The 12252-nt window shown below is 69.0% G+C and carries 9 protein-coding genes; 8 read left to right on the top strand and 1 reads right to left on the bottom strand.

What is annotated here, in order from left to right:
• Positions 1-720: taurine dioxygenase (gene tauD, locus Q7T09_RS11775; protein WP_304699876.1), on the bottom strand; the 720-nt coding region annotated here is incomplete at its 3' end.
• A gap of 87 nt (positions 721-807) precedes the next feature.
• Here tauD and Q7T09_RS11770 point away from each other — a divergent pair.
• From Q7T09_RS11770 to Q7T09_RS11735, 8 genes are all read left to right on the top strand, one after another.
• The gene (locus tag Q7T09_RS11770; protein ID WP_304699874.1) at positions 808-1077 is read left to right on the top strand and encodes a hypothetical protein; all 270 of its coding nucleotides are present in this window, start codon (positions 808-810) and stop codon (positions 1075-1077) included.
• 249 nt (positions 1078-1326) lie between these two features.
• Positions 1327-3243 (top strand): methyl-accepting chemotaxis protein, encoded by a 1917-nt coding sequence (locus tag Q7T09_RS11765; RefSeq protein ID WP_304699873.1) that lies wholly within the window; start codon positions 1327-1329, stop codon positions 3241-3243.
• 260 nt (positions 3244-3503) lie between these two features.
• Positions 3504-6200 (top strand): TonB-dependent siderophore receptor, encoded by a 2697-nt coding sequence (locus tag Q7T09_RS11760; protein WP_304699872.1) that lies wholly within the window; start codon positions 3504-3506, stop codon positions 6198-6200.
• Between the two features lie 67 nt (positions 6201-6267).
• Positions 6268-7950, top strand: a complete 1683-nt coding sequence (locus Q7T09_RS11755; protein ID WP_304699870.1) for a CocE/NonD family hydrolase — start codon at positions 6268-6270, stop codon at positions 7948-7950.
• Between the two features lie 293 nt (positions 7951-8243).
• On the top strand, positions 8244-9266 hold the full coding sequence (locus tag Q7T09_RS11750; protein WP_304699868.1) for an aromatic ring-hydroxylating dioxygenase subunit alpha: 1023 nt from the start codon (positions 8244-8246) through the stop codon (positions 9264-9266).
• A gap of 9 nt (positions 9267-9275) precedes the next feature.
• Positions 9276-10394, top strand: a complete 1119-nt coding sequence (locus Q7T09_RS11745; RefSeq protein ID WP_304699866.1) for a CapA family protein — start codon at positions 9276-9278, stop codon at positions 10392-10394.
• A 72-nt stretch (positions 10395-10466) separates the two neighbouring features.
• Complete coding sequence (locus tag Q7T09_RS11740) at positions 10467-10958, top strand: TRAP transporter small permease (RefSeq protein ID WP_304699865.1); 492 nt, start codon at positions 10467-10469, stop codon at positions 10956-10958.
• Complete coding sequence (locus Q7T09_RS11735; RefSeq protein ID WP_304699863.1) at positions 10948-12252, top strand: TRAP transporter large permease; 1305 nt, start codon at positions 10948-10950, stop codon at positions 12250-12252. Before Q7T09_RS11740 ends, Q7T09_RS11735 begins: the two co-directional genes overlap by 11 nt.

The raw sequence follows: 12252 nt of genomic DNA, 5'->3' as shown, positions 1-12252 counted from the left end.
CTTCCAGCGCCAGCGGACCAGGAACTCCGGCTTCTGGATGTGCTCGAACAGCATGTTCAGGATGGCGTCGCTCTCCTTGCGGCGCAGGCCCTTGATGCGGTCGGTGAAGCCGTAGTTGATGAACAGGCCGTCCTCGCCGGTTTCCGGATGGGTGCGCACCACCGGGTGCAGGACCGGGGGATTGGCGGCGAGCGCCTTGGCGTGCTTCTCGGCGCCGGCGCCGGCCGCCACGATGCCCTGCTGCGGGAAGCCGCGGGCGAAGTCATGGACCGCGTCCAGGGTCGACAGGAACTCCCGGAAGGTGGGCGACAGGGCCTGATAGGCCGCCCTCATGTTCGACCAGATGGTGTCGCCGCCGCTGGGGGGCAGGTGCTTGGCGTAGAGGATCGAGGCCATGGGCGGGGTCTCGATGAAGGTGACGTCGGTGTGCCAGCTGTCGTTGTCGGTGGGGTTGTCCTTGTGGTTGTCCAGGATGAACAGCTCCGGCGCCTCCGGCACGCCCGGATAGAGCGGGTGGGTATGGAGCGCCCCAAACCGCGCGGCGAAGTCGCGGTGCTGCGCCGGGGTGATGTGCTGGTCCTCGAAGAAAATCACCTGGTGGGCCAGCAGGGCGGCGCGGACCTGCGCAAGTTCCTCGTCGTCGAGCCGGCGCGACAGGTCGATTCCCTCGACCACCGCGCCGATGGTGGGGGTGAGCGGCGTCACCTGGAACTTGGCCATCCTTGATCTCCCTTGCGCCGGCATCTAACCGCGCCTCGCCCCGGCTTGCCAGGGGTCGAGGGCGGGGAATCATGCGAGTTTGCCGCCATGTCCAGCCCGCCCGGCCTTCCCGAGTTCGATCTGCCGATGATCTTCGCCGACAAGGTCGCGGGCCTGGGCTTCCAGTCCGGGGTCTTCCGGGTGGCCCTGGCGGCCAGCGTGGCGGGCGTCACCGGCGAGACCGAGATCATCAAGTCCGGCTACCTGATCCTCAGCCCCGAGGGCATGCTGGAACTGCGCAGCCAGGTCGATCAGCTGCTCGGCGAGTTGGAGCGCCGTGGGCTGATGAACCTGAAGCCCGCCAAGCTGGACGGCTGATCGCCGACGCTGCGACAAACTGTCGTCGCGCCGGACCGATCGGGTAAAGACGCCATTAAGCAGACTCGCCGAACCTGATCGCCGGACGCCCTATGTGCGGACGTCGGGCGGGGTGATCATGGCCATTTCGATCAGACGAGGCAGGGCGACCGCGGCGGCCGGGCCGGGTTCGCGTCCACGAGCCCTTAACCCTGTCACCTTACCCAGGATTGCGATCTCAGGCCGACGCCCGGCTCAAGGACCTATTTGATGAGCTTCATTTCCAACCTTCGCATTCCCGGCAAGATTCTGCTGATCGTGGGGATGCTACTGTCCCTCACCGCGGCCATGACCGCCTTTGCGGTGTTCAAGGCCAACGAGATGGCGGCGGCCACCTCGAACCTGGTCAATGACCCGGTGAAGGGCAATTCCCTGGCCGCCCGCGCCGACGTCGCCTTCGTCCGCATGCACCAGATCGCCTACCAGACGGTCGTGGAGACCGACGACGCGGCGCTGGAGGGCCTGAACACCGCATTCGACGCCCAGGTGGCCGAGGCCCGCGCCGCCCTGGCCGAGATGAAACCCCTGATCGACGGCGAACATGTCGCCCCCTACAACGCCCTGCTGCAGAACCTCGACGCCTATGTCGCCCTGGACAAGCAACTGCGCGATGAGCGGATGATCCACCTGTTGTTCGACTGCGAGAGCACCCTGAATGACAAGATGACTCCGGTGTTCGACAAGGCCAATGCCGCCGTCACCCTGCTCACCAAGCAGCAGCAGAAGGACATCGACCAGTCTGCCATAGACGCCGAGGCCGACAAGCAGGCGGTGCTCTGGTGGCTGGTGGGCGCCGGCGCTCTCGGCGGCCTGCTGCTTGGCGCCCTGTCGCTCTACATCTCCCGCAAGGAGATCGCCGGGCCCATCGCCGGCATGACCGACGCCATGGAGCGGCTAGCCGGCGGAGACCTCACCGTCCACGTGTCCGGCAAGGAGCGCCGCGACGAGATCGGCGCCATGGCCCGCGCCGTCCAGGTGTTCAAGGAAAACGGCCTGGCGCTCACCACAGCCGAGGCCGAGAAGGTCCGGCTGGAGGCCGAGACCGCCCAGGAGCGCCAGCAGGCCGAGGCCGAGCGCGCCGCGCTCGCCACCGAGCAGGCCCATGTGGTGGCCTCGGTGGGGGAAGGGCTGTCGCGCCTCTCCGACGGGGACCTGCTGCACCGCCTGCCCGACGACTTCCCCGCGGCCTATGTGAAGCTGCGCGACGACTTCAACCGCGCCATGAGCGGCCTGGAGGAGGCCATGCTGGTGATCGCGGCCAATGCGTCGAGCATGCAGAATGGCGCGGGCGAAATCTCCGGCGCCGCCGATGACCTGTCGCGCCGCACCGAGCAGCAGGCCGCCTCCCTGGAGGAGACCGCCGCGGCCCTCGACGAGATCACCGTGACGGTGAAGAAGTCCGCCGCCGGCGCCGAGCAGGCCAACGCGGTGGTCAACGCCGCCCGCGGCGACGCCGAGCGCTCCGGCGCGGTGGTGAGCGAGGCGGTGGCCGCCATGGGCGAGATCGCCTCGTCCTCGACCCAGATCAGCCAGATCATCGGGGTGATCGACGAGATCGCCTTCCAGACCAACCTGCTGGCCCTGAACGCCGGGGTAGAAGCCGCTCGGGCCGGGGACGCCGGGCGCGGCTTCGCCGTGGTCGCCTCCGAGGTGCGGGCGCTGGCCCAGCGCTCGGCCGAGGCGGCCAAGGAGATCAAGACTCTCATCGCGGCCTCCACCCGTCAGGTGGAGAGCGGCGTGCGCCTGGTGGGCGAGACCGGCCAGGCCCTGTCGGGGATCGTCGACAAGGTCAGCGAGATCTCCGGCCTGGTCTCGGAGATCGCCGCCTCGTCCCAGGAGCAGGCCACCGGCCTCAACGAGGTGAACGCCGCCGTCAACCAGATGGACCAGGTGACCCAGCAGAACGCGGCCATGGTGGAGCAGTCCACCGCCGCCAGCCACAGCCTGGCCCAGGAAGCCCAGGAGCTGAACCGCCTGGTGGCCCGCTTCAAGACCGGCGGCGCGGCCGCCGCGCCGCGTTCGGCCCGCCGCCCGCCGCCCGCCGCCGCCCACGCTCCGCGGCCCCAGATGCGCGCCACCGCCCAGGTGGCCCAGCGTCCGGCCGACGACAGCTGGGAAGAGTTCTAGACGCGAGATTCGACCCGCAACCTCCTCCTTCGCGGTTCGTCAGTAAGGCCCTTCCCCTCCCCGGGGGGAGGGTTTTTTCTTGCGCTGCCGGGCCCGGGACTGCGGCGCCGGCGCCACGGTCGGCCCATGGCGAAGCTCGGGTTCAGCGAGCCGCTTGCGCGCATTTAGTTTGTCGAACATACTAATTGTCAGAACAACGGTTGAGCGATAGCTCCATCGGCCCGCAGCTTAGACGGGACAACTCGCCACGGGAGGGCGTCATGGGTATGAAGCGGCCAGTTTCACTGCGTCTCGGCGCGTCGGTCATCGCTCTGGCGGCGGGTCTCGCCAGCCAGGCCTGGGCCCAGGACGCCAGCGAAGTCTCCGAAATCGTCGTCACCGGCACCTCGATCCGCGGCGTCGCGGCCACCGGCTCGCCGGTCACCGGCGTCGATCAGGAACAGCTCAAGGCCTCGGGCGTGGCCTCGGCCAGCGAGGTCACCAAGCTGCTGCCGGTGGTGCTGAACCTCGGCGCCGACGAGGCGCGCAACTCCTTCACCGGCGGCGCCCAGGACGCGGCGGCCAACGGCACGGCGGTGCGCACCGTCAATCTGCGGGGCATCGGGCCGGAAGCCACCCTGCTGCTGTTCAACGGTCGCCGCCTGGCGCCCAACGGGGTGATCAAGGCGCTCTCCGACATCGACCAGATCCCCGCCGTGGCCCTGGCCCGCATCGAGGTGGTGGCCGACGGCGCCTCGGCCATCTACGGCTCCGACGCCGTGGCGGGCGTGGTCAACCTGATCACGCGGAAGAACTTCGACGGGGCCGAGACCGCCTATCGCTACGGGGCGGCCGACGACCTCTATCAGCGGGTCTATTCCCAGACCTTCGGCAAGACCTGGGACGGCGGCAGCGCCTTCTTCGCCTACGAGCACAACGAGCGCAGCCACCTGTCGGGCGCCGATCGCCCCTGGGCCAGCCAGGATCGCCGCGCCCGCGGCGGCTCCGACGCCCGGCCCTTCACCGCGGCGCCCGGCAATATCGTCATCTCCGGCGTCCGCTACGCCCTGCCCAACACCAACGGGGTGGGCGTCAGCCCGGCCGCCCTCGTCGCCGGCGCGGCCAACCGCTACGACGAGGCCGCCGCCGCCGACCTGCTGCCGGCGCAGGAGCGCGATACCCTCCTGTTCAACCTCCACCACAAGGTCGATGACCGGCTGGAGCTCTGGTACGAGGGCTTCTATTCTCGCCGCAAGTTCGACCTGGCCGCCCCGCCGGCCCTGTTCAGCCTGGCGGTCCCCAACACCAATCCTTGGTTCGTGGCCCCGGCCGGGGTGACCCCGACGCCGACCTCCGAGACGGTGGAGTACCGCTTCGTCGACGACCTCAATCCCAACTCCACCGGCTGGGAGAACTCCCAGCAGAACGCCGTCGGCTTCGTCTTCGACGTCACCGACGACTGGCAGATGCAGGGGTCCTTCGACCACGGCGTGGACCGCGGCTTCCAATCGCGTCAGAGCGTGCTGAACAATGTCGTGCTGGGGGCGGCCCTGCGCTCGTCCAATCCCGCGACGGCCTTCAACCCCTTCGGAAACGGGACCTTCAACCGCGCCAACAACCTGGCCCTGCTCAACCTGATCGACGGCGAGCGCGACCAGTACGGGACGGCGATCAACAAGGACTTCCAGCTCAAGGCCGACGGCCCGCTGATGAGCCTGCCGGCCGGCCAGGTGCGGCTGGCGATCGGCGCCGACTATCACAACAACAGCTTCCGCCAGTCCCTGTTCGCCACCAATGTCGCCGCCGACGGCAGCGTCACCGCCAAGCTGGTGGTCAACCGCCGCAATGTGCGCGGCGTGTTCGGGGAACTGTTCATCCCCCTGGTGGGCGGGGAGAACGCCATGCCGGGCATCGAGCGCCTGGACCTGTCCCTGGCCGGCCGGGTGGAGAAGTATTCCGACTTCGGCCGCACCTCGAACCCCAAGGTGGGCCTGGTCTATTCGCCCTTCGCGGGGCTGAGCCTGCGGGCCACCTACGGGACCTCTTTCCGCGCCCCCTCCCTGGTGGACGGCGCCGACCAGATCCTCAACATCTTCATCCAGAACCTGACCGATCCCACGTCGGGCTCAGGCACGACGCGGGGCATCTTCTACAACGGCGGCAACTCCAGGCTCGGCCCGGAGGAGGCCACCACCTGGTCCTACGGCCTGGACTGGAACCCCTCGTTCCTGAGCGGCCTGCGGGTCTCGGCCACCTATTACAAAATCGACTACACCAACCGCATCGACGTGGTGCCCAACAGCGCGCTGACCAACGCCGCGGTCTACGGGGCCTACGCCCTGCGCCGGCCGCCGGCCTCGGACGTGGCCGGCAATGCGGCCTTCGACGCCCGGGTGGCCACCTTCATGACCAGCCCGGACCTGCAGAACCCGGTCGAGGCGGTGACCAATATCAGGGCCATCATCGACGGCCGCCGCCAGAACCTGGGTAGCCTCAAGCAGGACGGCCTGGACGTGAATGTCGGCTACCGGATGGAGACCGGGATCGGCGAGTGGAGCGCCTCGGTGGACGTGGCCAAGATCTTCAACGTCAAGCGGCGCACCGCCGCCGGCGCGCCGGAGATCGACGTCAACGACACCTTCGGCAACCCGGTGGACCTGCGGGTCCGCTACGCCCTGGGCTGGCGCCTGGCGGGCTGGAGCGCCAACGCCTTCGCCAACTATGTCGACAGCTTCAGGAACACGGCGATCACCCCCAATGTCGAGGCGCCGAGCCAGACCACCTATGACGCCACGGTCTCCTACGCCTTCCCGGAGAGCGCCCCCTTCCACCTGGACGGCGTGCGCCTGACGCTCTCGGCCCAGAACCTCACCGACGAGGATCCGCCCATCGTGCTCAACGGCACGGTGAGTTGGGACAGCCAGACGGCCTCGCCCATCGGCCGCATGGTGGCCTTCGAGATCAGCAAGAGCTGGTAGCCTGTCGCCTGGCGGCGCGGTTGTCCCCACGGCCGCGCCGCCGTCTTTCCCTTCCGCGGAGTTCGCGATGCGCCTTTCAGCCCCATTGGCCTGGCTGGCCGCCGCCGCCCTCCTGGTCCTGGGCTCGCCCGCCGCCGCCGCGGAGTTCGGCGCCTATCACCCGGCGCCGCGGTATGACGAGGAGGTAGTCACCTCCTTCTACCTGCCCATGCGGGACGGCACGCGCATCGCCGTCTCCCTGCATCGTCCGTCCAGGGACGGTAAGCCCGTCGAGGCCCGCCTGCCGGTGATCTGGCACAATGCGCTGGCCATCGACGCGGCCGGGACCGGCAAGCCTGCGCCGGGCCTGGCGAGCCTCACCCGCCAGGGCTATGTCGTCGCCGTCGTCGCCCGGCGCGGCAACGGCGCCTCCTTCGGGACCCGCCGGGGGTATGAGGACTTCACCGAGGGCTTCGACGCCTATGAGGTCACCGAGTGGCTGGCCGCCCAGCCCTGGTCGGACGGCAAGGTGGGCATGTTCGGCTGCTCCAACACCGGCGAGGCGGTGATGCACGCGATCAGTGCGCGGCCGCCGCACCTGGCCGCGGCCTGGGCCGGCTGCTTCGCCTGGGACCGCTTCGACGGCCACACCCGCGGCGGGATCATCGCCCAGTTCGGCACGGGGCCCAGCCGCACCGTGGAGCAGGACCTGCAGACCAATCCCGTGCAGGGCGACGAGTCCAAGGTGTTGCTGCGCCAAGCGGCCGAGGAGCACCTGCTCTCCACCAACCTGCTGGAGCTGATGAAGGGCATGCCCTATCGCGATAGCTACTCCACCCTGGTGATGAGCCGCTTCTGGTACGAGGTCAGTCTTGGGGCCGTGGCCGACCAGGTGAAGCGGGCCAATGTGCCGCTCTATGTCCAGGGCGGCTGGCGGGACGACTTCCGCACCCAGGGTCTGGTGACCATGGCCAACCTGCCCGGGACCCGCATGCTGATCGGCCCCTGGCGGCACTGCCGCAATGAGGGCTTCGACCTGCAGTCCGAGCAGCTGCGCTTCTTCGACCATCATCTGAAGGGGATCGACACCGGCATCGCCGGCGACGCCCCGCTCCACTACTTCACCATGCGGGGACCCAAGGACGGGGAATGGCGCGCGACCCGCCAGTGGCCGCTGCCGACGGCCAAGGCCACGCCGGTCTTCCTCGACGGCGGCAAGCTCGCGGCCAGGGCCGGCAGGACGGCCACCAGCTTCACCGTCACCTACGACACTCCGTGCCCGGCCGAGCCGGTGGGCGCCTTCTCGGTCTCCTGCCATCCGGTGGGTGGGGTGAGCTTCGCCCAGGCGCCGCTCAAGGCCGACACCGAGGTCACCGGCCACCCCATCGCCGACCTGTGGATCACCTTGAGCGCGCCCGACGCCAACCTCTATGTCTTCCTGGAGGACGTGGCGCCGGACGGCACGGTCACCGTGGTCACCGACGGCCGCCAGAAGGCCTCGCTGCGCAAGCTCAACCCCGCGCCCTGGCCGCTGCTCGATCTGCCCTGGCATCGTAGCTGGAAGGAGGACGCGGCCGATCTGAAGCCCGGCGAACCGGCCCAGGTCACCTTCGACCTGCTGGCGGCCTCCTATGTCTTCAAGGCCGGCCACCGTATCCAGATCACCGTGGCCGGCGCCGACTACCGCGAACGCGCCCAGCCGCGGCTCACGCCCGCCCCGACTCTGACGGTGCTGGCGAAGTCGTCGGTGAGCCTGCCCATCGTGAAGTAATCCCCAGTTTCGTCATCCCCGGGCTTGTCCCACGGCTGTCCGGTTCAGGGTGCTAAGTGATTCAAAAGACTCAAGTTGGCAGTCCCAAGTCCTGGGCGCCAAAGAGTGCAAAAATCGCGATCTATTTCAATGCGTTGAATTGGTTCATGTATTTCTAAACCGGACAGCCGTGGGCTTGTCCCGGCCATGACGATCAAAGGGGAGGGTTGCAGGCTTGACCCACCCGCCGCGTCCGTAAATAGTATGTAGAACATACAAACAGACTTCTCGACCTATCCAGGGAGCCCCGCGCCATGTTCATCCGCAATCGCTGGTACGTGGCCGCCTGGGACAAGGAGGTCGGGGGCAAGCCACTGGCCCGCACGATCTGCGGTGAGAAGGTGGTGCTGTACCGCCGGGCCGACGGCTCGGCCGCGGCCCTGGCCGACTTCTGTCCGCACCGCCTGGCGCCCCTGTCGCTGGGGACCGTGGAGGGCGACACCCTGCGCTGCGTCTATCACGGCCTGGTGGTGGACGGGTCCGGCGCCTGCGTGGAGATGCCGGGCCAGGACGCGCCGCCGCGGCTCTCGACCCGGGCCTATCGCCTGGTGGAGCGCTACCGCTTCGTCTGGATCTGGATCGGCGAGCCCGCCGCCGCCGACCCGGCCCTGATCCCCCACTTCTGGTTCTGCGAACACCCCGACTGGACCTTCGAGGGCGACGTCTACGCCGTGGGCTGCGACTACCGCCTGCTGGTGGACAACCTGATGGACCTCAGCCACGAGACCTATGTCCACCCGTCCTCCATCGGCCAGAAGGAGATCGTCGACGCCCCCATCGACACGCGCCTTGAGGGCGAAAACGTCGTCGTCGAGCGCTGGATGAAGGGTATCGACGCCCCGCCCTTCTGGCGCACCTTCCTGAAGAAGGAGGGCCTGGTGGACCGCTGGCAGATCTGCCACTTCGCCCTGCCGTCGGCGGTGACCATCGAGGTGGGCGTGGCGCCGGTCGGAACGGGCGCGCCGGAGGGCGACCGCTCCCAGGGCGTCGAGGGGGTGGTGGTCAACTTCATGACCCCGGAGACCGAGACCAGTTGCCGCTACTACTGGGGCATGGCGCGATCCTTCGACATCGGCGACGCCGGACTCACCGAGCGCATGCGCCAGAGCCAGGCCGGCGTCTTCGACGAGGACGTGGTGGTGCTGGAGGCCCAGCAGCGCAACATCGACCTGCGCCCCGAAATGCGGCTGGTGACGCTGGCCATCGACGCCGGCGGCGCCCATGCCCGGCGGCTGATGGAACGGGCGGCCCTGGAGTCGGCGCCGGCCGAGGCCTAGGCTGGGGTAATGACCCTGAGACTGATGCTGGTGGGCGACCTGGTCCTGGACGAGCCCAAGGCCGACTTCTTCTTCGACCTCTCCCGGGACGCGCTGGCCCAGGCCGATATCCTGGTGGGCCATGTGGAGGTGCCGCATACCGATCGTGGGACGGAGTCGGTGGGCGACATCCCCGCCCCCGGCGCGCCGCCGGAAAACCTGGCCGCCCTCGGCCGGGCCGGATTCCACATCGCCACCCTGGCCGGCAACCACATCCACGACCGGGGCGGGGAGGGGATCGCCGACACCATCGACGGCCTGCGCGCCCTGGGGATCGAGACGACCGGCGCGGGCGCCAACCTGGCCGCCGCCCGCGCGCCGGCCATCGTCGCGCGCGGCGGCCTGAAGGTCGGCGTGCTCTCCTACAACTGCGTGGGGCCGCGCGAGGGCTGGGCGGCCGAGCGGCGGGCCGGCTGCGCCTATATCAAGATCATCAGCCACTATGAGCCGGAGGGCGCCAATCCCGGCGGCCCGGCCAAGGTCTACACCTTCGCCGATCCCGACACCGTCGAGGCCATGGCGGCCGACATCGCCGCCCTGCGGCCCCGGGTCGACGTCCTGGTGGTCGCCTTCCACAAGGGGGTGGTCCACACGCCGTCGCACCTGGCCATGTACGAGCGCGCCGTGGCCAGAGCCGCCATCGAGGCCGGGGCCGACATCGTCACCGGCTCCCACGGTCACCTCATCCAGGGGGTGGAGACCTATCGCGGCAAGCCGATCTTCCACGGCCTGGGCAACTTCGTGGTGGTCACCAAGGCCCTGTCGGTGGAGGGCAATGAGAGCCCCGAGCGGAAGGCCTGGGCCATCAAGCGCAGGGCCTTGTTCGGCTTCGAGCCGGACCCGGACTATCCCCTCTATCCCTTCCATCCGGAGGCCAAGAACCTGATCCTGGCCGACTGCGCGATCGGGGCGGACGGGTCGGTCAGCGCCGGCTTCCGGCCCGGCTGGATGACGCCGGCCGGCCAGCCGGAGGTGCTGGGGAACGACGCGCGCGGCCAGGCGGTGGCTGACTATGTGGCGAAGATCAGCGCGGCGGTCGGCTTGAAGACGAGCTTCGCCTGGGACGGAGACCGGGTGACTTTTTCCTGACGTTGACAGGACCCGCCGAAAACCGTTTACTCCACAAACGATATAACAAACAAACGAATTGGGGGTTGGCGCGTGGCGGAGGTTAAGGACAGGCTCGGCCGTCCGGCGGCGGTCTGCTTCGCCATCGGCGGCGTCGGCCTGTTCGCGGCCATGGCCGTGGACTTCCTCAGCGTCGTGGGCCGCCATTCGGGACTGCCCTTCGCGGGCAGCATCGAGATCGTCCAGGTCTGCGTGGTGATCGCCACCTCGGCGGCGCTCGTCGGCGCGACCTTGGCCGGGACCCACGCCGCCGTCCACGTGATCACCGAGCGCCTGCCGCCGGGGCCCCGCCGGGTGCTGGCGCGGTTCGCGGCCCTGCTCTCGACCCTGTTCTTCGCTAGTCTCGCGGTGGGCGGCTTCTGGCTGCTCTCCGACACCCTGCCCGGCGACGAACGCACCGACCTGCTGCACCTGCCCCTGGCGCCGCTTCGCGTCCTCTGGTGCTCCGCCTGCGCCGCCGCCGCCCTGCTGTTCCTGATCCAGGTGTTCCGGCCCAAGCTTGCGGAGGCTCCCCTTGAGCCCTGACATGATCGGCGTCGCCGGCGTCGTCGCCCTCCTGGTCCTGCTGGCGCTCGGCGCCCCCATCGCGGTGTCGCTGGGGATCGTCGGCATTGCGGGTCTGGCCGTGCTGATCTCGCCGGAGGCCGCCCTGATCAAGGCCGGGGTCGTGGCCTTCGACATGGTCTCCAAGTACGAGCTGGGGGTCCTGCCGCTGTTCCTGCTGATGGCCCACCTGTGCTTCGCCGCGGGCGCCAGCCAGAACTTCTACGACTCGGCGGCCAAGTTCATCGGCCACAAGCCCGGCGGCCTGGCGCTGGCCTCCATCGTCGGCTGCGCGGGCTTCGGCGCCATCTCCGGCTCCAGCCTGGCCACCGTGGCCACCATGGGGCTGGTGGCCCTGCCCGAAATGCGGAAACGAAGTTACTCGCCGGCCCTGGCCACCGGGGCCCTGGCGGCCGGCGGCACCATCGGCTCGCTCACCCCGCCCAGCGCCGCCCTGATCGTCTACGGCATCCTCGCCGAGCAATCGATCGGCAAGCTGTTCACCGCCGCCATCGTGCCCGCGGTGACCCAGGCCCTGTTCTACATGGCCGTGATCTGGATGCTCTGCAAATGGCGGCCTGCCCTGGGGCCCCCCAGCGAGCGGGTTGCGTGGGGCGAACGCCTCGCCTCCCTGAAGGGCCTGATCGACGTGGGCCTGCTGGTCCTGCTGGTGATCGGCGGCATCGCGGCGGGCTGGTTCTCGCCGACCGAGGCCGCCAGCATCGGAGCCGTCGGCGCGCTGGCCATCTGCGCCTGGCGCCGCCGCCTGACCCTGCCGGCGCTCTCCAAGGCGGTGGGCGACACCCTGCGCACCACCGGCATGATCTACGCCATCATCATCGCCGCCATCATCTTCTCCACCTTCATCAGCGCCACCGGCTTCGGGGAGCTGATCAGCGGCGCCATCGTCGACGCGGGCCTGTCGAAGCTCGGCGTCATCATCGCCTTCGTCATCCTGCTGCTGGCGCTCGGCATGTTCCTCGACGGCCTGGCCATGATGACCCTGGTCATTCCGATCTTCCTGCCCATCACCCACCAGATGGGCATAGATCCGATCTGGTTCGGCATCCTGATGGTGCGGACCATGGAGATCGGCTTCGTCCACCCGCCGGTGGGGATGAACGTCTACGTCATCCACAACCTGGCCCGCGACATCCCCCTGATGACCATCTTCAAGGGCATCGTGCCGTTCCTGATCTCAGACCTGGCCCATGTGGCCCTGATCGTCGCGGTCCCGGGCATGGCGCTGTTCCTGCCCAAGCTGCTCGGAGCCTGA

The organism is Phenylobacterium sp. (assembly GCF_030645195.1).
Classification (GTDB): Bacteria; Pseudomonadota; Alphaproteobacteria; order Caulobacterales; family Caulobacteraceae; genus Phenylobacterium.
The sequence above is the reverse complement of the archived record's forward strand: the minus strand, read 5'-3'. Positions and strand labels throughout refer to the sequence as shown.